Here is a 21,807-nt window from a genome sequence, read left to right on the forward strand (position 1 = left end):
CGCCACAATGGATCGATTTTCCCCAAGCCAATCCGGTCTTTATAACAAACGATGCTTGCGGAGGCGCGGCATAGCCGTTACCGAATCGTAAACCAATGGCGCAGCGCCGCATATTTTTGCACAGCGCAACAGAACAAGGATCGGTCGTGAGCGGACTGGAAACGGCAATCAGAAATGCTCTGGAAAAATCGGACAGATCGAACGCCGAAGTTCGTGCACGGATTTACCAATCATCCCGCCAGGCGCTGGAAGCCGGCCTGCGCAAGCAGGGCATAGACGAACCACAGGTCGTCGCCCAGCAACGCCAGCGGCTCGAAAGCCTCATCCATGTCATTGAAAATGAAGAGCGTGACCGGCTTCTAAACAGGGTGGAGCAGCAATTGCGGCCACCACTGCCGGAGAGTGTCGCCCATGATGAACCCTCGGTCGATCCCGTTTCGCAGCCGCAGCACCATGGCGATATGGCCATCGAGCCGGAACTGCGTGGCGAAACGCGTGACGCGCAGCCGGGCGTCGCTGTTGCTGCGGAGCCGCCAAGCGCTGGTCGACGCAATGCAAAGCCATCCAGGAGAGGCTCCAGCGCGGGCGATGCCTCGCTTGCTTTCCGCCCGGAGGGTGCCGTTGGCCGCCGCAAGCGCCGCGGGCTTTTTGCAAGGCTTTTCATATATGTGACGCTTCTCGCCTTTATTGGCTTCGGCGCCTGGTGGGTCTATTCGTCCGGCCTGCTGCTGTCGCCCGCGCAGCGCGATACCAGCGTGCCCAATCCGCCAGCCCAGGTTCAGGCGGAAGATTTCAACGGTGCGGAGCCGGCACCGAGCCTTTCCGCCGGCCGTGGTTTTTCCGATGACTGGGTGGAACTCTTTAATGCCGAGCGCGGCAGCGCCGGAGTTTCGGCAGGCCCGCGCGCTACGGTCGAAAACATCGCCACACCTGCCGGCAAGGCGATAAAGGTAACGTCGAGAAGTGTTTCGCAGGATGGTGCGGTCAGCGTCGAGGTTCCGGTGGAAGTCATGCGGGACATGGCAGGCAAGTCCTCGACCATATCCATCACGCTGCAATCATCCAGCGACCGGCAGACGCAGGTTTCCGTCGCCTGCGATTTCGCCACGCTTGGCGATTGCTCACGCCACCGCTTTACGGCCACGGCTGAACGGGCGGACATGCTGCTGAACGCGACTTTCGAGCGCTCGCTTGTGCCCAACGCGCCCGGCAAAATCTTCATCAACAGCGACATCGACGGCAACAGCCGTCCGGTCAATCTTTACTCGGTGCGCATTCTGCCCGGCCAGTAAGGCTGACAGGAAGAAAGGCTGACAGGAAGAAAGACAGGCGCCGCCCTCAGGAGGCGCCTGCCATCATCTTCCTGTCCTATTTAAGAAACTCCGGACCCGACCCCAGTATCTTGCCGTCGATCTCGCCGATCACCTTGTTGTCCTTGCCGTCATAGTCGAGTGAATTGAGAATATGGCGGATAAGGTTCACGCGGGCGCGGCGCTTGTCGTTGGCGCGAACCACCGTCCAGGGGGCGGCGTCGGTGTGGGTCTTTTCCAGCATCTCGTCGCGCTTTTGTGTGTAGTCATCCCATTTCGTCAGCGCTGCTATATCCATGTCCGAAAGCTTCCAGCATTTCAGCGGGCTGTGGCGGCGATCATGGAAGCGTTCGATCTGCGTCTCGCGGCCGATGTCGAGCCAGAACTTGAAAAGATGGATGTCCTCATGCACCAGCATCTTTTCCAGCCGCGGTGTTTCCTTGAGAAAGCGCTTGTGTTCTTCCGGGGTGCAGAATCCCATGACAGGCTCGACACCAGCGCGGTTATACCAGGAACGGTCGAAGAGAACGAATTCACCGGCAGTCGGAAAATGTGAGATATAACGCTGGAAATACCATTGGCCGCGTTCGGTTTCCGTCGGTTTGGTCAGCGCCACCACGCGGGCGTAGCGGGGGTTGAGGTAGGCCCGGGCCGCAAAGATCGCGCCACCCTTGCCCGCCGCATCGCGGCCTTCGAAGACCGCCATCACCCGCTTGCCCGTGGCCTGCAGCCAGAACTGCACCTTCACGAGCTCCACTTGAAGCGCCTCCAGCGTGGCGTCGTAATCTTCCCGTTTCATCTTCTTGTCGTAGGGAAAGTCACCTGCGGAGAGTTTTTTGTCCTCCACCCAGTCGGGAAGAACCGGATCGTCGATGTCGAAGCTGCGCGGCTTGCCGCCAATGGTAAGCTCCACCGCTCGCTTCTTCGTGTCTTCGGCCATATTTGTTCTCCGGCTATTGTTGTGTAAAGGCAACTCACCGCCAATGAGTTCATATCCACCGGCAGAATTCAAGTGAAAGAGGAGTGGCGGGACATGGTGCGGCGCCGGGGACGATTGCGGCACAGATTTTGCGCATATACGTTGTGAAAAATGCGCGGTGATGAATCTCTGTCATGAAGCTGGCCTATGAGAATTCGATGCGCTGTCAGGTGAAAGTGGAAAGCAGGCTGAAATGGCAGTCATGGAAGGCGATCGTGGATTAAGGCTTTTGGGACGAAAGCTTGGCCGAAACTGGTTGCCCGTTCTCGTCGTCAGCATGCTGGCCATCGTGGCCGTTTCGGAACTGCACACGCCCTATATGCCGGCCGCCCTTTGGCTCTGCGCCGTCATCGCCATTCTGGCGGTTCGGGAGCGGTCAGTGGTGCCCAAAGCCGATGAAGCTGCGGTTGCGGAAACGGATGAACCCGAGGTGCCTGCGGAAAGTGTCATTTCCGGCGTCAGGGCCGGCCTTGCGGTGCTGGATACGCCGGTCTTCATCCTCGACAAGAATGCCAGCGTGCTGTTTCAGAACGGTGCGGCGGAACGGGCGTTCGGCCAGCTTCCGCCCGGCGCGCATATTTCCGCCCGCCTGCGATCCCCGGGCCTGCTGGATGTCATCCGCGAAACCATAACCACCGGCCAACCCAATCAGGTCGAGCATTCGGAGCGTTTTCCATCAGAGCGCGTCTTCATCGTTCGCATTGCCCGTGCGGATGCGGGGGAGGTGGCCGGCCCGCCATTTTACATATTGTCGTTCCGCGATGTGTCGGAGCTTCGCCGCATCGACCGGATGCGCAGCGACTTCGTCGCCAATGCCAGCCATGAATTGCGCACGCCGCTCGCCTCGCTGCGTGGCTTCATCGAAACCATGCAGGGTCCGGCTCGCAACGACCCGAAAGCACAGGAACGTTTTCTCGCCATCATGCTCGATCAGGCAACCCGCATGAGCAGGCTGGTGGATGATCTGATGTCGCTTTCACGGCTGGAGCTACGGGCAAATATCGCGCCTGACCAGAAAGTCGACCTCGTTCCCGTCATCGGTCATGTGCGGGACGCGCTGCTGCCGCTCGCCAACGAGCTGGATGTGGAGATCACCCTGCATCTGCCCGACCGGCCGGCGGAAGTGCAGGGCGATCGCGACGAACTGGTGCAGGTGTTCCAGAACCTCGTTGAAAATGCTTGCAAATATGGACAGGAAGGCAAGGTCGTGGATGTCTGGCTACGCGCTGAACCCGGCAAGCCGGTGGAAGTGAGCGTCATCGACAAGGGGCCAGGCATTCCCGCCGAACATGTGCCGCGTCTGACGGAGCGGTTTTATCGCGTCAGTGTCGCCGACAGCCGTTCCAAAAAGGGAACGGGTCTCGGGCTTGCCATTGTCAAGCATATCCTCACCCGCCACCGTGCCCGCCTCATCATTAAATCGGAATTGGGCAACGGTACGGACTTCACGGTCAGATTCTGACATAAAATATCTGCCAGCTTTTAATGTCGTAAAATTTTATAAATTAAATCAATAATTTAGGTTGTCACAAATCTTTCACTGAAGTGACATAAAAGGATGTGGCTACGGTGGTTAAGAAAAGGTCGCCGAGCGCATGCTTTGAGCGAGTGCCGCTATCGGCCGCGTCCACAAACAAGCCCACGACGGGAGAGACAAATGAACATCCTTAAATTTTCCGCAGCAGCTCTGGTGGCTTCTGTCGCCTTCGCTGGCGCCGCCGCTGCTCGCGACCAGATCCAGGTTGCCGGTTCTTCCACGGTTCTGCCCTATGCCAAGATCGTTGCTGAAACCTTTGCCGAAACCTTCCCGAACTTCAAGGCTCCGGTTGTTGAGTCCGGCGGCACGGGCGGTGGTCTGAAGGCGTTCTGCTCCGGCGTTGGTGAAGGCACCATCGACATCGCCAATGCTTCGCGCGCAATCAAGAGCGACGAACTGGCCGCCTGTAAGGCTGCTGGCGTTACCGACGTTCAGGAAGTGAAGATCGGTTACGACGGTATCGTCTTCGCAATGGACGCATCCAATAAGGACATCAAGCTCGAGCCGAAGGATCTGTACCTTGCTCTCGCAGCTGAAATCGTCAAGGACGGCAAGCTCGTTGCCAACCCCAACAAGAAGTGGTCGGAAGTCAACAAGGAACTGCCTGATGTAGCAATCGCCGCTTACATCCCGGGTTCCAAGCACGGCACGCGCGAAGTCTTCGAAGAGAAGATCATGGCTGACGGCTGCAAGGAAGCCGGCGCTACCGACGCGATCAAGAAGATCGTTACCGATGCCAAGCAGGCAGCTGCAAAGTGCATCGCTGTCCGTAAGGACGGCGCCGCAGTCGACATCGACGGCGACTACACCGAAACGCTGGCCCGCATCGACGCCAACAAGACCGGCCTCGGCGTTTTCGGCCTCGCTTTCTATGAAAACAATGCTGACCGTCTGAAGGTTGCCACTGTTTCTGGCGTTGTTCCGTCCACCGAAACCGTTGCCAGCGGCAAGTATCCGGTTTCCCGCCCCCTGTTCTTCTACGTGAAGAAGGCTCACCTGGGCGTTATCCCGGGCCTCAAGGAATACGTCGAATTCTTCGTTTCTGACGACATGATCGGCCCGGATTCCCCGCTCGCCAACTACGGCCTGGTTGCTGCTCCGGACAAGGAGCGCGAAGAAATCCGCGCCAAGTTCGCAGCCGGCGCTTCCATGTAATAAAGATGAGGGGCGCGGCCTGCCGCGCCCCTTGTTCCGCCCGGTGCCTCTCCGCTTCGGCGATTGTCTCCGGTTGACAGTTCCGATCCATCGCCATCCACATAATTGTTTATGGATTACAGATGGATAGGTTGTATCAACCTTGACGCTTGCCAGACTTTCATACAGTCAAAAGGCAGGCATCTCTGGATGGTCCAGCGGTCTCGTTTTGATGACTTTTTGATTTGCCCGATATCGCACCGTGCTCTTGAGGCACGCCGAGGGAATTCTAATGAACACATCGATTCTTTTGCTGATACTGGTGCTGATCGGCATCGGCAGTTATCTGCTCGGCAGTCGCCGCGCCATTGCTCTGTCTGGCGGGCGCCCCGCCAGCATGCATTCCCGTGCCGGTTATCACGGCTCCTACGCGGTCGTCTGGGCGGTTTTGCCCGCGGCGTTCATTCTCTGTATATGGCTTGTTATCAGCCCGCTGGTCATCACTTCGGCCGTGCGTGGTAATTTTCCCGAAGACGTGCGCGCCCAGTCCGAGGCGCAGCAAAGCCTGACATATGGCATGGTGAGCTCCATCGCCCGTGGTCTTCAGCGCCTGACGGCGGAAGAAACCGCGCAGGCCGATGCGGATACAGCCACGGTAAGGCCGCTTCTGGCATCAAAAGGCGTTGCGATTGCCGGCGATCCCGAGCGTTATATGGTCGATGCGGCCCAGACGCTGAACACGATGACCTCGACAAGCCGCATCGCGATGATTGTCATCGTGCTGGCGGCCGCGTTCGCTGGCGCCGCTTATGCGCTGCGTTCGATCGCTCCCCGCTTTCGGGCGCGCAACAAGGTCGAAAGGGTCATTCTCGCGTCCCTGCTTGTCGCCTCGTCCATCGCCATCTTGACGACCATCGGCATCGTCCTGTCGATGCTGACGGAAGCCATCCAGTTCTTCACCATGGTTCCGGCACACCAGTTCTTTTTCGGAACCGTGTGGGATCCGCGTTTTGCGGCCGCCGGTGCAACGGACTCGTCCGGCCAGTTCGGCCTCATCCCGCTGCTTGCCGGCACGCTCTATATCGGCTTTGTCGCCATGCTGGTCGCGGTCCCGGTCGGTCTGTTTTCGGCGATCTACATGTCGGAATACGCCTCGCCGCGCCTGCGTTCAGTGGCAAAGCCGCTGCTCGAGGTGCTCGCCGGTATTCCCACGATCGTCTACGGTTTCTTCGCGCTGACGACGGTGGGTCCGTTCCTGCGAGACATTTCCACGCAGATCAACGGTCTCGCAACCGGCAACTACGCCAATTTCATCCAGGCGCAGAGCGTCATTACCGCCGGCTTCGTGATGGGCATCATGCTCATTCCCTATGTCTCGTCGCTGTCGGACGATATCATCACCGCCGTGCCGCGTTCGTTGCGTGATGGTTCTCTCGGTCTTGGTGCCACGCGCTCTGAAACCATCAAGAAGGTCATCGTTCCCGCCGCTCTTCCCGGCATCGTCGGCGCCGTGCTGATGACGGCATCGCGTGCGATCGGCGAAACCATGATCGTGGTTCTCGCCGCCGGTGTTGCTGCCCGCCTGCAGATCAACCCGTTCGAACCGATGACCACGGTAACGGTCAAGATCGTCAGCCAGCTGACCGGCGACCTTGAATTCACCTCGCCGCAGACGCTTGTCGCCTTCGCGCTGGGCATCACGCTTTTCGCCATCACGCTTTGCCTGAATATCTACGCGCTTTACATCGTGCGCAAATACCGGGAGCAATATGAATGACCGACATCGTTTCTCCCACAGCCGGCGCTACCGCCGGAAACAACGCCACGCGCCGTGATATCGGCATCAAGCGTCGCTATGCCGCCGAACGCCGCTTCCGTGCCTATGGAATGGCAGCGATTTCCTTCGGCCTTATCTTCCTCTTCCTGCTGCTCTGGTCGGTCGTATCCAAGGGTTACACCGCCTTCCAGCAGACGATGATCACCGTTCCGGTCGAGTTTTCCGAACTGATCATCGATCCGAAGAATGAGCGGGCCGCAAATCCCGCAAAGCTGATGACGGCCAATTATCCCGTTCTCGCCCGCGATGCGGTTGCCAAGGTTCTCGGCGTCGCGCCAACGGACCGCGCCGGTCTTCGCGCCGTCAACGTCATGATCTCCGACAGCGTCCGCACCCAGCTGCGCGACATCGTCGTCGCCGATCCTGCCGTTATCGGCACCACACGCACCGTCACGCTTCTGGCATCGGGCGATGTGGATAGCGCCTTCAAGGGCCAGGTCGATCTGACAGTGGATGAGGCCAACCGCCGCATTTCGAACCAGCAGCTCGGCTGGATGAACCAGCTCGCCGAAGGTGGCCAGCTTGGCAAACATTTCAACACCGGCATCTTCGTCAACGGCAATTCTAGCCGTCCGGAAGCGGCGGGTGTCGGTGTCGCGCTGATCGGTTCCTTCTATATGATGATGATCGTGCTGGTTCTGTCGCTGCCGATCGGTGTTGCAGCCTCCATCTATCTCGAGGAATTCGCGCCGAAGAACCGCCTGACGGACCTTATCGAGGTGAACATCAACAATCTCGCGGCTGTTCCCTCGATCGTTTACGGTCTGCTCGGCCTTTCCGTCTTCATCAACTTCATGGGCTTTCCGCGTTCGGCCTCTCTGGTCGGCGGCCTGGTCCTGACGCTGATGACACTGCCGACGATCATCATCGCCACACGCGCCGCATTGAAGGCCGTGCCGCCGTCGATCCGTGCGGCAGCGCTTGGTCTCGGCGCTTCGAAGATGCAGACGATCTTCCATCACGTCCTGCCGCTTGCCATGCCCGGCATTCTCACCGGCACCATCATCGGCCTTGCCCATGCACTGGGTGAAACGGCGCCGCTGCTCTTGATCGGCATGGTGGCATTCGTTGCAAATTATCCGACAACGCCAATGGATCCGTCCACGGCTCTGCCGGTACAGATTTACATGTGGGCGAACGAAGCGGAACGTGCCTTTGTCGAACGGACATCCGGCGCTATCATCATCCTGCTCTTGTTCCTCATCGTCATGAATGTTGGCGCAATCCTGTTGCGTCGCCGCTTCGAACGGCGCTGGTAGAGGGAGATTGAGCAATGAACATGTTGTCGGAAGCAGCAGTTGAAAAGGCGCTGGACAAGAAAATGAATGAAGTTTCGTACAAGATGATCGGCAAGGACGTTTCGGTTTATTACGGCGAAAAGCGCGCGCTTTACGACGTGAACCTCAACGTTCGGGAAAATACGGTGACCGCGCTGATCGGCCCCTCTGGCTGCGGCAAGTCCACATTCCTGCGTACCCTGAACCGTATGAACGACACGATCGATGGCTGCCGGGTCACCGGCAAGATCACGCTCGACACCGACGATATCTACGATCAGGCGATCGATGTCGTGGAATTGCGCGCCCGTGTCGGCATGGTGTTCCAGAAGCCGAACCCGTTCCCGAAGACGATTTACGAGAACATCTCCTACGGTCCGCGCATCCACGGTCTGGCCCGTAACAAGGCGGATATGGACCAGATCGTTGAACAGAGCCTGCAGAAGGCCGGCCTGTGGAACGAGGTCAAGGACCGCCTGCACGAATCCGGCACCGGCCTTTCCGGTGGTCAGCAGCAGCGTCTGTGCATTGCACGCGCGGTTGCCGTCAGCCCGGAAGTGATCCTGATGGATGAACCCTGCTCGGCGCTCGATCCGATCGCAACCGCCAAGGTCGAGGAACTGATCCACGAGCTGCGCGCCAATTTTACGATCGTCATCGTTACGCACTCCATGCAGCAGGCAGCGCGTGTTTCCCAGCGTACGGCCATGTTCCATCTTGGTCATCTTGTCGAAGAAAACGAAACGGACAAGATGTTCACCAATCCGGACGACCAGCGTACGCAGGATTACATCATGGGCCGCTTCGGCTGATTTCCGGCCGGCGCTTTATCGAAACCGAACAAGACTGGTGCCTTTGCCGTGCCCCGCTGGTGTGCACGTGCATGAAGGCCAAGCCGGAGGATTAGACCATGACACAGACAACGACCCATTCGCATATTCTGTCCGCTTATGACGATGAATTGAAGTTCCTGACGCGCCGCATCGCCGAAATGGGCGGTCTGGCTGAGCAGATGTGCGCCGACGCCGTGCGCGCGCTGGTCAATTCCGATGCTGCGCTTGCGCAGAAGGTCATTTCCGACGACGCGATCCTCGACCATTCCGAGCGGGAGATCGGCGACAAGGCCATCGTCACCATCGCCAGACGGCAGCCCGTCGCGGCCGATCTTCGCGAAATCATCGGCACGCTGCGTATTGCTGGCGATCTCGAGCGCGTCGGCGATCTCGGCAAGAACACTGCCAAGCGCGTTATCGCCGTTGCCGGCACCGGCGTGCCGCGCAAGCTCGCCCGCGGTCTCGAACATCTGTCGGAACTGGCGCTGGTGCAGCTCAAGGAAGTGCTCGACGTCTATTCTACCCGTTCCGCCGAGAAGGCCAATGCCATCCGCGAGCGTGACGAAGAAATCGACGCCATGTACACGTCGCTCTTCCGTGAGCTTCTGACCTACATGATGGAAGATCCGCGCAACATCACCACCTGCACGCATCTTCTGTTCTGCGCCAAGAACATCGAGCGTATCGGCGATCATGCGACGAATATCGCTGAGACAATTTATTACATGGCCACTGGCAGCCAGCCGGAGGGCGAGCGTCCGAAGGACGATAGTTCCAACACACTCGGTTCGGTGACCGAATAACAGACAGGCAGAAGCTTGCGGAGTTAGTATATGGTGCCCAAGATTGCAGTTGTGGAAGACGAGGAAGCGTTGAGCGTCCTGCTTCGTTACAATCTCGAGGCTGAGGGATACGACGTCGACACGATACCCCGTGGCGACGAGGCGGAAATCAGGCTGCAGGAACGTATTCCAGATCTTCTCATCCTGGACTGGATGTTGCCCGGTGTTTCCGGCATCGAGCTGTGCCGGCGCCTGAGAATGCGGCCCGAAACCGAACGCCTGCCCATCATCATGCTGACAGCGCGCGGTGAAGAAAGCGAGCGTGTACGCGGTCTTGCCACCGGCGCCGACGATTATGTCGTCAAGCCGTTTTCGACGCCGGAACTCATGGCCCGCGTCAAGGCTATGCTGCGCCGGGCCCGCCCCGAGGTTCTGTCTTCGGTGCTGAAATGCGGTGATATCGAACTCGACCGCGAAACCCACCGCGTTCACCGCAAGAGCCGCGAAGTGCGTCTCGGACCGACGGAATTCCGCCTGCTGGAATTCCTGATGACATCTCCGGGTCGGGTGTTCTCCCGCTCGCAGTTGCTGGACGGCGTCTGGGGTCACGATATCTACGTGGATGAGCGCACCGTTGACGTCCACGTCGGACGTCTGCGCAAGGCGCTCAATTTTTCGCACATGCAGGATGTCATCCGCACCGTTCGCGGCGCCGGATATTCGATGGAAGCCTGAGCGAAGCCAACTGGCCAGCTTCAGTCAGCATAACATCCGTCCAAACATCAAAAGGCTCGACACCATTGCGGTTTCGGGCCTTTTGATTTTGAATCTCCCCCCAAACACGGTGTCTTGACCTTTTGAATGGACAATCGCCTGTCTGTTGGTGCGCGGTTTGTGGGCTAGGCGCCTCGGCGATGGAGGGAAAGGCCGAACATTCTGCCGGCGCATTGTTTCCGCAGCCGGTCTGAATTTGTCATAAAAAAAATGGGCCCGAAGGCCCGTAGTTTTTGAGTGCTGATTGCGTGCCGCAACACTCAAGCCTTGCGGCGCTCACTGACCGGCTGGTAGGCGAGCTTCGCATGGAACTTGCAATAGGGTGAGGATTCCAGCGCTTCGCAACCGCAGAAGTGGAAATCGTCTTTCAAGGGATCGCCGACCGGCCACTTGCAGGTGCGTTCGGTCAGTTCCGTCAGCGTCAGGCGACGGGAAATCGGCGTGACGACATTTCTGGAAGGAACGTAATCGAGAACCTGCGCGGTTTCGATATCGATCTCTTCGTGAAGAGCGGTTGCTGCATTCGAACGGCTCATGGTGCGGGCCGGTGCCGCGTTGACGCGTGCCGTGAAATTTGTCGCGCGCGGAGCGGGGGCCGCAGTGCGCTTGGGCGCGGAGCGTGCCGAAGTGACCGGTCCGCCAGCCTTGACGCGTCCCGGCAGATTGAGGCGGTGGACCTTGCCGATCACGGCATTACGGCTTACACCGCCCAGCTGCGCTGCTATCTGGCTGGCGCTCAGTCCTTCGGCCCACAATTTCTTGAGTTTCTCGACCCGCTCGTCTGTCCAGTTCATGCCGCTTCTCCGCTTGTCGCGTATATTTCGGCAGAATCCGTCTCCGCCTCACGGGCGCGCCGCGAGCGTGGTTTCTGCCAGATTTTAGGTGACTAGTTCCGCCGCAATGCAGTCTAGTAATTAGCGATTAACCTAGTGCCAGCCCGACTCCGTGGCAAGAGTCGCGGGAATCATCTGGAATCGATTTTCCGGTTTTCCCCAACTTGCTGGCGAGTTGAGTCTGAAAGGCAACACCTTGGGCCTCTTTTGGTAATGCCTACTAGTGCTTGAGAAGCCCGGGAAACGCGGACTTTTGTTGACATCGGCAAACGAAGTGACAATAGTGCCCCTGCCGCCGCGAGGCGGCATTTTTGATTTTCAGGCGAGGGATAACCCCGCAAGCCTATTGACAACCTTATGACAGCGCATCCGCGCAAGGAGTGATACAGCCATGGCCGAAGCCGCCGCGCCATTGTTCGATACGTTTTCAAGAGCCCCGCTGCGCTTCGAGCGCGGTGAAGGCGTCTGGCTGTTCACGGAGAGCGGCGAACGATATCTGGATTTTGCAGCCGGTGTTGCGGTTAACTCGCTGGGCCACGCCCATCCGCACCTTGTGGAAGCAATCAAGACGCAGGCCGAGAAGGTCTGGCACGTCTCGAACCTCTATGAAGTGCCCGGACAGGAAAAGCTCGCCAAGCGCCTGACGGAAGCAACCTTCGCAGACAAGGTGTTCTTCACCAATTCCGGTGCTGAAGCGCTGGAATGCGCCATCAAGACAGCGCGCCGTTATCATTATTCAAAGGGTCATCCGGAAAAGTTCCGCATCGTCACGTTCGAGGGTGCCTTCCATGGCCGCACGCTGGCGACGATCGCTGCCGGCGGCCAGCAGAAATATCTCGAGGGTTTCGGCCCCAAGGTCGAAGGTTTCGATCAGGTTCCTTTCGCTGATGTCGATGCCTTGAAGGCCGCCATCACGACCGAGACGGCCGCACTTTTGATCGAGCCTATTCAGGGCGAGGGCGGTATTCGGGCGCCAAGCAAGGAATTCCTGCAAATCCTGCGTGGATTGTGCGACGAGCACGGCCTTCTCCTGATTTTCGATGAAGTCCAGACGGGTGTCGGCCGCACGGGCAAGCTGTTTGCCTATGAGCAGACCGGCGTTGCGCCTGATATCATGGCGGTTGCCAAGGGTATCGGCGGCGGTTTCCCGCTTGGTGCCTGCCTTGCGACAGCGGATGCTGCCTCCGGCATGACGGCCGGCGTGCATGGCACCACCTATGGCGGCAATCCGCTGGCAATGGCGGTTGGCAATGCCGTGCTGGACGTCGTTCTGGCCGACGGCTTTCTGGAGAAGGTTCGTGATGTCGCGCTGGTCTTCCGCCAGGGTCTGGCCTCGCTCAAGGATCGTTATCCTGATGTGATCGAGGAAATTCGTGGCGAAGGCCTGCTGATGGGCATCAAGGCGAAGGTTCCTTCGGGTGATCTATTGCAGGCCATGCGCGCGGAGCACCTGCTCGGCGTGCCGGCAGGTGACAACGTCATCCGTCTTCTGCCGCCACTCGTCACCACGGCGGAAGAGGCCCGCGAAGGGCTGGCGCGAGTGGAAGCGGCTGCCGCTTCCCTGACAGCGAAACAGGCGAAAATCGCCTGAAACCAATCAAGGGCGGGCCTCTTCCCGGAGGCTCGCGAGCATGGGACAGTTTGAAATGGCTTCACCAAAACATTTTCTAGACCTTTCGGCCGTTGGGTCGGAGGACTTGCGGACGATTCTCGATGATGCGCGGGCGCGCAAGATTGCCACCAAGGCCGGCACGGCGGAAAAGCCGCTGGCCGGCAAGATGCTGGCGATGATCTTTGAAAAGCCGTCCACCCGAACCCGCGTTTCCTTCGATGTCGGCATGCGCCAACTCGGCGGTGAGACGCTGTTCCTGTCGGGTACGGAAATGCAGCTCGGTCGTGCGGAAACGATCGGTGATACGGCCAAGGTTCTGTCGCGTTATGTTGACGCCATCATGATCCGCACCACGGATCATTCGCGCCTGCTTGAGCTTGCCGAACATGCAACCGTGCCTGTTATCAATGGCCTGACCGACGACACCCATCCCTGCCAGATCATGGCGGATATATTGACGTTCGAGGAACATCGTGGCCCGGTGAAAGGCAAGACAATCGCCTGGACGGGTGACGGCAATAACGTGTTGCACTCTTTCGTTGAAGGCTCTGCCCGCTTCGGTTACCGCATGAACATGGCGGTGCCCATGGGCTCTGAACCGCACGACAAGTTCCTCAACTGGGCGCGCAATAATGGCGGCGAGATCGCGCTTTATCATGATGCCGACAAGGCGGTTGCCGGGGCAGATTGTATCGTTACCGACACCTGGGTATCGATGAACCAGGAGCACAAGGCGCGCGGCCACAACATCTTCCAGCCGTATCAGGTGAATGAAGCGCTGATGGCCAAGGCCGATAAGGACGCACTGTTCATGCACTGCCTGCCGGCGCATCGCGGCGAGGAAGTAACGGACGGCGTTATCGACGGGCCGCAATCGGTGGTCTTCGATGAGGCGGAAAACCGGCTCCACGCACAGAAGTCCGTCATTGCCTGGTGCATGGGCGTCATCTGACGACCATTGCCGGTTCTGATCGATGCCGGACCAGGTGCTTGAACTTGGCCGCATACATTACCATCTGTGGGACTTCGAAGAGGCTCGTCGGTTTTTTGCTGGCGGGCCATCATCAAGATTTGCACGATTTTCCCCGGAGGCGGTTTCGCTTCCCGGATCTCTGTGCGACAAGCGGAAAAAGCACATTCAAAGAGCCGGACTTTTGGACGGTAGCGGCGCAACGGCTGCGCCAGGGAGTTATGATATGGCAGATGTAACGGTTGAACTCGACGATCTCGTTCTTGCTGGCGACGACAAGGTTGTGCCCTTTCAGGTCGAAGGTCTGGATGTGCGCGGCCGCGCCGTGCAGGTTGGGCCGCTGCTGAACGCCATCCTCGAACGGCACGACTATCCCACGGTTGTCGCCCGCCTGCTGGCGGAAGCGACGGTTCTGACGGCGCTGATCGGTACATCCCTGAAGTTTTCCGGCAAGCTTACGGTGCAGACCAAGGGTGATGGCCCGGTGGACCTTTTGGTGGCGGACTTCACCGCGCCCGAGAGCATGCGCGCTTATGCCCGTTTTGACGAAGAGCGGCTGGCCGAGGCAATCGCTGCCGGCGCCACCTCGCCCGAACAATTGCTGGGCACGGGCATTCTCGCTTTTACTATAGATCAGGGTATGGGTATGCAGCCCTATCAGGGCATCGTTCCGCTGGATGGCTCGTCGCTGGAAGAAATCGCCGGGGTTTATTTCCGGCAGTCGGAACAGCTTCCCACTCGCGTGCGCCTCGGCGTTGCCGAGTTCTTCGACCGTGACGGTGAAGGCAAGCCACGTCATGGCTGGCGTGCCGGCGGCGTCATCGCCCAGTTCCTGCCGCAGGCGCCGGAGCGTCTGCGCATGCGCGATCTCCACGGTGGTGATGGCGATGAAGGCGGTCACGAAACGATGGAAGACGATGCCTGGACCGAGGCGGTAACGCTGCTGAATACGGTCGATACCGACGAATTGACCGACCCGCAGGTGCCGGTCGAACGTCTCCTGTATCGGCTGTTTCATGAGAGCGGCGTGCGCATCTATGATCCGCAGGTCATCTTCGATCGTTGCAGCTGTTCGCGTGACAAGATCAAGGGCGTTCTGTCCGGCTTCACCGCTGAAGAGATCAAGGCGAGTGAGGAAGACGGCGCAATTGCGGTGACGTGCGAATTCTGCTCCACCACCTATCGCTACGACATCAGCGAGTTTGAAAACGTCTGAGTAAAAAAGCCGCGCTGTTAAAAGGCGCGGCTTTTCAATTGCTCGTGCACCTCAGTTCAACACCCGTAAAAGCCCGGGTGAATCCAGCGAAAAGGCGGGAATGGTGACATTGAACACCTCGCCACTTTCGGTTTCCATTTCATAATGGCCGAACATCAGGCCCGAAGGCGTGTCCAGCGGGCAGCCGGAGGAGTACTCATAGCTGTCGCCGGGGTTCAGGTGCGGTTGCTCACCCACGACGCCCGGCCCATATACTTCATCCACCTGGCCGTTCTGATCGGTGATATGCCAATAGCGGTTGACGAGTGTCACCGTCATATCAGAATTGTTCGAGATCACGACTTTGTAACCCCAGACGTAACGGTCGTCATCCGGGTCGGATTGTTCTTCGAGATAATACGGATCGACCGTTACCTCGATATCCCTTGTCAGAGCACGATACATACGCGCCACACCTCGATATTATGCCTGTTGCCATTATCCTACACTATAGGCTCTGGCTATCGTCAAGAAAATGAACGGCTTGACGGGTGGGCGCCACCTGTTGTTGCGCCGTTTTCCACCGTTAGGGATAACGATAAAGGTAAATATTGGTTGCCCGCCACAGGATTTTGCCCGTTGCGGAGCCGGCCGCGCCATGGCCCGACGCAGGGTAGGGCCATGGTGCTTACGGATTGAATTCTCAGGCGGAAACGGCTGCCAGCCCCTTCGCCAGATCTTCCAGCAGGTCGTCCGTATCTTCGATACCGCAGGAAAGACGCAGAGTTCCGCCGGAAATGCCCAGCTCGGCGCGCGCCTCATCGGAAAGGTTCTTGTGCGTTGTGGTGCCGGGATGGGTGATCAGGCTCTTGGCATCGCCCAGATTGTTGGAAATCTTCACGATCTCCAGCGCGTTCTGCAGCGCGAAAGCCGCATCCTTGCCGCCCTTCAGTTCGAAAGCCACCAGCGTCGAGCCGCCCGACATCTGCCGCGCGATAATATCGGCCTGCGGGTGATCGGCGCGGCCGGGATAGATGACCTTGGCGACCTTGCCGCTATCGGCGAGGAAATCGGCGATCTTGCCGGCATTTTCCGTCTGCTGCTTGACGCGCAGCGGCAAGGTCTCAATGCCCTTCAGCAGCGTCCACGCGTTGAACGGCGACATGGCCGGACCGGTGTGGCGGAAATAATCCTGCAGCTCTTCCTCGATCCACTTCTTGTCGGAAAGGATCACGCCGCCGAGGCAACGGCCCTGACCATCAATATGTTTGGTCGCCGAATAAACCACGATATGAGCGCCGAGTTCGAGCGGCTTCTGGAAGAGTGGTGTCGCAAATACATTGTCGACCACGACCTTCGCGCTGATCTGGTTGGCAAGCTTTGCCACACCGGCAATATCCACCACTTCAAGTGTCGGATTGGTCGGGCTTTCAAGGAAGAACAGCTTGGTATTCGGCTGGATCGCCTTTTCCCAGTTACCGAGATCGCGCCCGTCGATCAGCGTGCACTCGATGCCGTATTTCGGAGCAAGTGTCTCAACCACCCAGCGGCAGGAGCCGAAAAGGGCGCGTGCGGCAACGATATGGTCGCCGGCGCGCAGCTGGCACATGATGGCGGCGGTGACGGCGGCCATGCCGGAGGCAAGCGCCCGGGCGTCTTCAGCACCTTCCAGCAGGCACATGCGCTTTTCGAACATGTCATTGGTCGGGCTGGCATAACGGGCGTAGATGAACCCGTCCGTTTCGCCCTTGAAGCGCGCTTCGGCGGCTTCGGAGTTTTCGTAGACGAAACCCTGGGTCAGATAGATCGCTTCAGACGTCTCACCATAGGGGGAGCGTAGCGTACCGCCGTGAACGAGCTGGGTTGCCGGGCGCCATTTATTGCTCATGTGATCACCTTCAAAACAAAAAAACCGGCCGCAAAAGCAGACCGGTTCCAAGCACCCGGTCTTTTTAGCCACTTGTTTAACGTGGCTGCAAGCCGACCGGCCAAATCACCACGGGATAAGCTTGCCATACTGCCGTTATCGGCTTGCGTCAATGCTTTCCTTTTGGTTTTGTCGCCGTAAAAAGGAATGATGACCATGACGAGAACCACGGGCATTTTGGCGGATGGCGCTATCCGGGCGCTGTTTGCGGGCGGCAAGCTGAAAAGCGAGGCCAAGCTCGATGTTGACCAGGTGCAGCCCGCCAGCCTCGATTTGCGGCTGGGCTCCAAAGCCTATCGCGTTCGTGCCAGCTTCATGCCCGGCCCCGGAACCCGCGTCATCGACAAGCTCAATCGCTTCAGCCTGCACGAAGTCGATCTCTCTGAGGGCGCCGTGCTGGAAACCGGTTGCGTTTATATCGTTCCGCTGATGGAAAGCCTGGAGCTGCCGGGGGAGATGTCGGCTTCAGCCAATCCCAAAAGCTCGACCGGCCGCCTTGATATCTTCACCCGCGTGATGACCGACAGTGCGCAGGAATTCGACAAGATTCCGGCGGGATATGCCGGCCCGCTTTATCTGGAAATCAGCCCGCGCACCTTCCCCGTGGTGGTGCGCCGCGGCTCGCGCTTGTCGCAGATCCGTTTCCGCATCGGCCATTCGCTGCTCAACGAAAGTGAGCTTCTAAAGCTGCACGAAACGGAAACGCTGGTCGCCAGTGAAACCCCCAACGTGACGGGCGGCGGCATCGCGCTCTCTATCGACCTGAAGGGTTTCGGCGATAACGGGCTGATCGGTTATCGCGGTAAGCATCACACGGCAGTGGTGGATGTCGACAAGAAAGCCCAGCACGACGTTCTCGATTTCTGGGAGCCGCTTTTTGCCCGCGGCCGCGCCGAAATGATCCTTGATCCCGATGAGTTCTATATTCTCGTTTCACGCGAAGCAGTGCACGTGCCGCCGCTTTACGCCGCTGAAATGACTCCTTTCGACCCCCTGGTGGGCGAGTTCCGTGTGCACTATGCCGGCTTCTTCGATCCCGGCTTCGGCCACGCACAGGCCGGCGGCACCGGCAGCCGTGCCGTGCTGGAAGTGCGCAGCCACGAGGTGCCCTTCATCCTCGAACACGGCCAGATCGTTGGCCGGCTGGTTTACGAGCACATGCTGCAAAAACCGGAAGGCCTCTACGGCACAGGCCTCGGCTCCAATTATCAGGCCCAGGGCCTGAAACTCTCCAAACATTTCCGGGCGGAATAATGAGCGTACCGGGTGCTTGACACCCGTTGCGAACTGTCCGATGTCTTGTCTTACGGTGCGGGTGTAGCTCAATGGTAGAGCAGCAGCTTCCCAAGCTGAATACGAGGGTTCGATTCCCTTCACCCGCTCCATTTTTCCAATATAGCTGAAATCTTTTCTGGCCCGCGGGCAGGTCGTGCGTGGCCGCCGCAAGGCGGCAAGTACATCTCTACAATTTAGCTTGACTACGATTAAATTGCACGTAATAGTTGACGCAGTCGTAACATTATGGGGAAGTGTTATGAGTCGCAAACTTCTTTCGGAATTTCTGGGAACATTCTGGCTTGTCTTCGGTGGCTGTGGCAGTGCGGTTTTCGCTGCCGGGTTTCCAGAGCTTGGCATTGGTTTCCTCGGCGTTGCTTTTGCTTTCGGCCTGACGGTGCTGACCATGGCCTATGCGGTCGGAGGCATTTCCGGCGGTCATTTTAATCCGGCGGTTTCCGTTGGTCTGACGGTGGCCGGCAAGTTTCCGGTATCGAACCTCGTTCCTTATATTGTGGCGCAAGTTCTGGGCGCGATTGTTGCGGCAGCTGCGCTTTATGTCATCGTCACTGGCAAGGCGGGTGCCGAACTTGGTGGTTTTGCTGCCAATGGTTATGGCGAACATTCACCGGGGGGGTATTCGCTCGTATCAGCGCTGCTGATCGAAGTGATCCTGACCGCATTTTTCCTGATCGTCATTCTGGGATCGACGCATGGCAGGGCTCCTGCCGGTTTTGCGCCAATTGCCATCGGTCTTGCCCTTACCCTTATCCATCTGATTTCCATTCCGGTCACCAATACCTCGGTCAATCCGGCCCGCTCGACGGGACAGGCATTGTTCGTCGGTGGATGGGCGCTGCAGCAGCTGTGGCTATTCTGGCTTGCTCCGATCCTCGGCGGTGCCATCGGTGCTGTGGTCTGGAAACTTTTCGGCGAGAAAGAAGAGTAAGGTCCAAGGCCAGCTCCTTCTTGCCCGCGCAGACATGAATGGGAAGTTTGTTTTCCCGAATGGTCGGGGAAACCATTGAGGAGGATGACATGGATCTTGCTTCGATATTGGCCCAGGTGATCGGTGGTGCGGTTGGCGGCACGGCTGGCGGGAAGATAGTCAAGGATTCCGATCTCGGCTCGCTTGGCAACCTGATTGCAGGCGCCATTGGCGGCATTGGCGGTGGAACCGTACTTGGCTCACTGCTTGGAGCGGCGGGAAATGCGGCGGCCGGTGGTGTGGATATCGGCGCTCTTGCGGGTCAGCTGGTTGGCGGCGGTGTCGGTGGTCTGATCGTTCAGATCATTGTCGGTCTGATCAAGAACAAACTCGTCGCCAAATAGGGCAGTTGGTCACCCGCGTGGTGGCGTGACAGAGCTTGCCGGAGGAGAAGTCTCATTCGGCAAGGCTTCTGGTGTATTCCGTATCGATAACGGCAACGCTGCTGAAACCGGATTTTTGCGAGATGCAGTAGCACGTCTGCAATGGTGAGACTTGTTCTGCGGTTGCCGGAAAGGCGTGTAAGAACTGCATTCACCGATATTACGGATGCCGCGTCAGGCCGAATTCTTGACGGCCGGCATATGTGGCGTCTTGTTCCAGACGAAGGGTCTGGTTTTCAGTTCCACAACCGCGCGCCATGCCGCAAAAGACAACATCAGCCAGTAAACCGGTATCGCCAGCCAATATTGTCCGACCTGTTGCTTTTCATAGGCTATCATTCTGTTTCGGCCCATCAGCACGAAGATGGTGTAGCTCCCGAGAATATTCAGCGTATCGATGAAGAACAGAATGCCCTGCCAGGAAAACAGCATATCTGTGCCGCTTTCCAGGATCGCCATGGCCATAACGGCGAAGGAAAGAAATAGCAGAGGGTGGGTCAGCGACGATAAAAGCATGCCGCCGATCAACAGTTGAAAGACGATATAGTCGATCCATCCCATCTGGCGTGCAGTTGTAAGGGGCGCACGGGTCATCACCAGCCAGCTTTGCAGCCAGCCCTTGTACCAGCGCGCCCGCTGGCTCAGCCACACGGAGAGCGAGGTTGGCGCGTCTTCCAGCGTCTGTCGTCGGATGACACCGCAGCGATAACCGAGCCTGTGCAGCCTCAGGCCCATATCGGCGTCCTCGGTCACATTATAAGGGTCCCACGCACCAACGCGGCGCAATATCGCGGTGCGAAAATGGTTTGAAGTGCCGCCAAGTGGCAGCGGCAGCCTGTGCGCGGCAAGAACGGGCAACATGCAGCGAAAGAGGCCGGAATATTCCAGCGCGAAACAGGCGCTGAGCCAGGAGGAGCGTCCATTGCTGATAATAAGCGGCGCCTGCAGGCAGGCCACTTCGTCCGGCTGGCGGCGAAAGGTGGCATGGGCTTCGCGCAATTGTTGCGGATGGGGGCGGTCTTCCGCATCGTAAACGACAACGAAGGCGCCCCGTGCCCCGGCGAGTGCATAGGTCAGCGCCTTGGGTTTGGTGCGCGGCAGGGATGGCGGCACTTTTATGAGCTCAATATGCGGGCCGGGATTGACGCGCCTGATGGCGGTGATCGTCGCGTCATCATCCGCTTCGCAGATGAGTTTGATATCCAGTCGGGACCTGGGCCAATCCAGACGCTCCAGCGCGCCGATGAGCTGCTCGACGACGGCCTCCTCGCGATAGAGCGCCACGAGAACGGTGTAGACCGGCAGGTCGCTGTCGTTTTGGAGAGCGGGGAGGGTTTGTTTTTCGTTTTCCGTCGGAGCGTGCGGAGCATTAACAAGCGCAAACAGCCTGAAAAGCAGTGTGAAGAAATAGAGCATCGTCAGGCTGACGTGGATGTAAGCCAGAGCCGCTTCCGTATAAAAAAGTAACGACAGCGTCAGCAGCGTAACCAGAATGCCGGTGTAGAAACCCTGCTGGCCCTGTAATGTAATCCTGGCGGAATGGCCCGGTGCCGCGTTGAAAAGCCGCTGTTGCGCCTCCTGGCTGCGGCGCGTTTCACCTGCCTTCCAGATTGCGCTGCGCATGGCCTGCGGCGTGGTAACGGCAAGTTCGTCAAAAAGATGCGGATGCCGATCAAGCATGGTCTTCAGCAATTCAAACCGTCCCAGTTCCGGCACGATCAGAAGGAGCGGCCTGCCGTTCAGTGGCTTCAACCGGAGTAACTGTGGTTCAGCGAGTTGCGTATCGAGGGTTTTGATATCCTCGACCCGTTCCGGATCGATTTCCGGGAAAAACGGCAGCCGCAGAAATCTGGCAAAAGCACCGAAATAAGCGTCCGGCTGGACAAGGCCGCTTGCCAGCAACTCATCTTCCACCTTCGCGCCGTTTTTAAGAGCCCGCTGCTCGAATGCGTCGATATAGGGTTTGCCGAAGCCCAGTGAAGCGAGGAACTGCGCCTGTCCGGGTTCGGCTTGCCCGGGTTCAGCCTGTTCGGCTGCGCTCCATTGCCGATCATCGCCGGTGAATGAAAATGCAATTTTCCGTTCCATTGGCGTCGTGCGAAACGATTCTCGTGTATAATGGCTAGATTGATCCATGCATCGCCGCCGCCGTCATGGTAAT

At 58.6% G+C, this 21,807-nt stretch carries 19 protein-coding genes, 1 tRNA gene and 1 riboswitch; of the genes, 15 read left to right on the forward strand and 5 right to left on the reverse strand.

Going from position 1 to position 21,807, the window contains the following annotated elements:
- Positions 1-146 precede the first annotated feature (146 nt).
- Entirely contained in the window at positions 147-1,292 is a 1,146-nt protein-coding gene (locus tag QSV77_RS00455; protein WP_302732189.1) for a hypothetical protein, read from the forward strand.
- Between the two features lie 76 nt (positions 1,293-1,368).
- Here the strand turns inward: QSV77_RS00455 and ppk2 are convergent, their stop codons facing one another.
- Positions 1,369-2,250, reverse strand: a complete 882-nt coding sequence (ppk2, locus tag QSV77_RS00460) for a polyphosphate kinase 2 (protein WP_271360634.1) — start codon at positions 2,248-2,250, stop codon at positions 1,369-1,371.
- Between the two features lie 232 nt (positions 2,251-2,482).
- Here ppk2 and phoR point away from each other — a divergent pair, with 232 nt between their 5' ends.
- The 7 genes from phoR (at position 2,483) to phoB (ending at position 10,424) form a co-directional block, all read left to right on the forward strand.
- Positions 2,483-3,751, forward strand: a complete 1,269-nt coding sequence (phoR, locus tag QSV77_RS00465) for a phosphate regulon sensor histidine kinase PhoR (protein WP_302732192.1) — start codon at positions 2,483-2,485, stop codon at positions 3,749-3,751.
- Between the two features lie 195 nt (positions 3,752-3,946).
- Positions 3,947-4,981 carry a substrate-binding domain-containing protein gene (locus tag QSV77_RS00470; RefSeq protein WP_142840980.1) on the forward strand — a complete coding sequence of 345 codons (1,035 nt, stop codon included), beginning with the start codon at positions 3,947-3,949 and terminating at the stop codon, positions 4,979-4,981.
- Positions 4,982-5,252: 271 nt separating this feature from the next.
- A complete protein-coding gene (pstC, locus tag QSV77_RS00475; RefSeq protein ID WP_142840981.1) occupies positions 5,253-6,737 on the forward strand; it encodes a phosphate ABC transporter permease subunit PstC in 1,485 nt (494 codons plus the stop codon).
- Positions 6,734-8,056: a phosphate ABC transporter permease PstA gene (pstA, locus tag QSV77_RS00480; RefSeq protein WP_142840982.1), complete on the forward strand. Its 1,323-nt coding sequence runs from the start codon at positions 6,734-6,736 to the stop codon at positions 8,054-8,056. Before pstC ends, pstA begins: the two co-directional genes overlap by 4 nt.
- A 14-nt stretch (positions 8,057-8,070) precedes the next feature.
- The gene (gene pstB, locus QSV77_RS00485; protein WP_142840983.1) at positions 8,071-8,886 is read left to right on the forward strand and encodes a phosphate ABC transporter ATP-binding protein PstB; all 816 of its coding nucleotides are present in this window, start codon (positions 8,071-8,073) and stop codon (positions 8,884-8,886) included.
- A gap of 98 nt (positions 8,887-8,984) precedes the next feature.
- Positions 8,985-9,710, forward strand: coding sequence for a phosphate signaling complex protein PhoU (gene phoU / locus QSV77_RS00490; RefSeq protein ID WP_142840984.1), 726 nt, complete (start codon positions 8,985-8,987; stop codon positions 9,708-9,710).
- A 30-nt stretch (positions 9,711-9,740) separates the two neighbouring features.
- Complete coding sequence (phoB, locus tag QSV77_RS00495) at positions 9,741-10,424, forward strand: phosphate regulon transcriptional regulator PhoB (RefSeq protein WP_003493692.1); 684 nt, start codon at positions 9,741-9,743, stop codon at positions 10,422-10,424.
- Between the two features lie 299 nt (positions 10,425-10,723).
- Here phoB and QSV77_RS00500 read toward each other — a convergent pair whose 3' ends face one another.
- The gene (locus QSV77_RS00500) at positions 10,724-11,257 is read right to left on the reverse strand and encodes a GcrA family cell cycle regulator (protein ID WP_269700093.1); all 534 of its coding nucleotides are present in this window, start codon (positions 11,255-11,257) and stop codon (positions 10,724-10,726) included.
- 430 nt (positions 11,258-11,687) lie between these two features.
- Between QSV77_RS00500 and QSV77_RS00505 the strand changes: the two genes are divergently transcribed.
- The 3 genes from QSV77_RS00505 to QSV77_RS00515 all read left to right on the forward strand — a co-directional run bounded on the left by QSV77_RS00505 (position 11,688) and on the right by QSV77_RS00515 (position 15,094).
- On the forward strand, positions 11,688-12,887 hold the full coding sequence (locus QSV77_RS00505; protein WP_302732237.1) for an aspartate aminotransferase family protein: 1,200 nt from the start codon (positions 11,688-11,690) through the stop codon (positions 12,885-12,887).
- Positions 12,888-12,942: 55 nt separating this feature from the next.
- A complete protein-coding gene (gene argF / locus QSV77_RS00510) occupies positions 12,943-13,860 on the forward strand; it encodes an ornithine carbamoyltransferase (protein ID WP_046799462.1) in 918 nt (305 codons plus the stop codon).
- Positions 13,861-14,104: 244 nt separating this feature from the next.
- Positions 14,105-15,094, forward strand: a complete 990-nt coding sequence (locus QSV77_RS00515) for an Hsp33 family molecular chaperone (protein ID WP_142840987.1) — start codon at positions 14,105-14,107, stop codon at positions 15,092-15,094.
- 51 nt (positions 15,095-15,145) lie between these two features.
- On the opposite strand, the gene apaG is transcribed toward QSV77_RS00515, so the two are convergent.
- Positions 15,146-15,538 (reverse strand): Co2+/Mg2+ efflux protein ApaG, encoded by a 393-nt coding sequence (gene apaG, locus QSV77_RS00520; RefSeq protein ID WP_142840988.1) that lies wholly within the window; start codon positions 15,536-15,538, stop codon positions 15,146-15,148.
- Positions 15,539-15,776: 238 nt separating this feature from the next.
- Entirely contained in the window at positions 15,777-16,961 is a 1,185-nt protein-coding gene (locus tag QSV77_RS00525; protein WP_302732238.1) for an O-succinylhomoserine sulfhydrylase, read from the reverse strand.
- Between the two features lie 43 nt (positions 16,962-17,004).
- A riboswitch (SAM riboswitch) is annotated at positions 17,005-17,083 on the reverse strand.
- 73 nt (positions 17,084-17,156) lie between these two features.
- On the opposite strand from QSV77_RS00525, the gene QSV77_RS00530 reads away from it, so the two are divergent.
- From QSV77_RS00530 to QSV77_RS00545, 4 genes are all read left to right on the forward strand, one after another.
- Positions 17,157-18,254 (forward strand): 2'-deoxycytidine 5'-triphosphate deaminase, encoded by a 1,098-nt coding sequence (locus QSV77_RS00530; RefSeq protein ID WP_302732239.1) that lies wholly within the window; start codon positions 17,157-17,159, stop codon positions 18,252-18,254.
- Between the two features lie 57 nt (positions 18,255-18,311).
- Positions 18,312-18,385, forward strand: a tRNA-Gly gene (locus QSV77_RS00535).
- Between the two features lie 149 nt (positions 18,386-18,534).
- Positions 18,535-19,224 carry an aquaporin Z gene (aqpZ, locus tag QSV77_RS00540; RefSeq protein ID WP_271360640.1) on the forward strand — a complete coding sequence of 230 codons (690 nt, stop codon included), beginning with the start codon at positions 18,535-18,537 and terminating at the stop codon, positions 19,222-19,224.
- 89 nt (positions 19,225-19,313) lie between these two features.
- The gene (locus tag QSV77_RS00545; RefSeq protein WP_046800726.1) at positions 19,314-19,607 is read left to right on the forward strand and encodes a hypothetical protein; all 294 of its coding nucleotides are present in this window, start codon (positions 19,314-19,316) and stop codon (positions 19,605-19,607) included.
- 213 nt (positions 19,608-19,820) lie between these two features.
- Here the strand turns inward: QSV77_RS00545 and QSV77_RS00550 are convergent, their stop codons facing one another.
- On the reverse strand, positions 19,821-21,782 hold the full coding sequence (locus QSV77_RS00550; RefSeq protein WP_302732240.1) for a glycosyltransferase family 2 protein: 1,962 nt from the start codon (positions 21,780-21,782) through the stop codon (positions 19,821-19,823).
- Positions 21,783-21,807 lie beyond the last annotated feature (25 nt).

The organism is Agrobacterium sp. V1, from assembly GCF_030518355.1.
Taxonomy (GTDB): domain Bacteria; phylum Pseudomonadota; class Alphaproteobacteria; order Rhizobiales; family Rhizobiaceae; genus Agrobacterium; species Agrobacterium cucumeris.

Coding starts and splice junctions, on each gene's coding strand:
- ppk2 (WP_271360634.1), bottom strand. CDS start 2,250: ATGGCCGAAGACACGAAGAAGCGAGCGGTGGAGCTTACCATTGGCGGC.
- phoR (WP_302732192.1), top strand. CDS start 2,483: ATGGCAGTCATGGAAGGCGATCGTGGATTAAGGCTTTTGGGACGAAAG.
- QSV77_RS00470 (WP_142840980.1), top strand. CDS start 3,947: ATGAACATCCTTAAATTTTCCGCAGCAGCTCTGGTGGCTTCTGTCGCC.
- pstC (WP_142840981.1), top strand. CDS start 5,253: ATGAACACATCGATTCTTTTGCTGATACTGGTGCTGATCGGCATCGGC.
- pstA (WP_142840982.1), top strand. CDS start 6,734: ATGACCGACATCGTTTCTCCCACAGCCGGCGCTACCGCCGGAAACAAC.
- pstB (WP_142840983.1), top strand. CDS start 8,071: ATGAACATGTTGTCGGAAGCAGCAGTTGAAAAGGCGCTGGACAAGAAA.
- phoU (WP_142840984.1), top strand. CDS start 8,985: ATGACACAGACAACGACCCATTCGCATATTCTGTCCGCTTATGACGAT.
- phoB (WP_003493692.1), top strand. CDS start 9,741: ATGGTGCCCAAGATTGCAGTTGTGGAAGACGAGGAAGCGTTGAGCGTC.
- QSV77_RS00500 (WP_269700093.1), bottom strand. CDS start 11,257: ATGAACTGGACAGACGAGCGGGTCGAGAAACTCAAGAAATTGTGGGCC.
- QSV77_RS00505 (WP_302732237.1), top strand. CDS start 11,688: ATGGCCGAAGCCGCCGCGCCATTGTTCGATACGTTTTCAAGAGCCCCG.
- argF (WP_046799462.1), top strand. CDS start 12,943: ATGGCTTCACCAAAACATTTTCTAGACCTTTCGGCCGTTGGGTCGGAG.
- QSV77_RS00515 (WP_142840987.1), top strand. CDS start 14,105: ATGGCAGATGTAACGGTTGAACTCGACGATCTCGTTCTTGCTGGCGAC.
- apaG (WP_142840988.1), bottom strand. CDS start 15,538: ATGTATCGTGCTCTGACAAGGGATATCGAGGTAACGGTCGATCCGTAT.
- QSV77_RS00525 (WP_302732238.1), bottom strand. CDS start 16,961: ATGAGCAATAAATGGCGCCCGGCAACCCAGCTCGTTCACGGCGGTACG.
- QSV77_RS00530 (WP_302732239.1), top strand. CDS start 17,157: ATGACGAGAACCACGGGCATTTTGGCGGATGGCGCTATCCGGGCGCTG.
- aqpZ (WP_271360640.1), top strand. CDS start 18,535: ATGAGTCGCAAACTTCTTTCGGAATTTCTGGGAACATTCTGGCTTGTC.
- QSV77_RS00545 (WP_046800726.1), top strand. CDS start 19,314: ATGGATCTTGCTTCGATATTGGCCCAGGTGATCGGTGGTGCGGTTGGC.
- QSV77_RS00550 (WP_302732240.1), bottom strand. CDS start 21,782: ATGGATCAATCTAGCCATTATACACGAGAATCGTTTCGCACGACGCCA.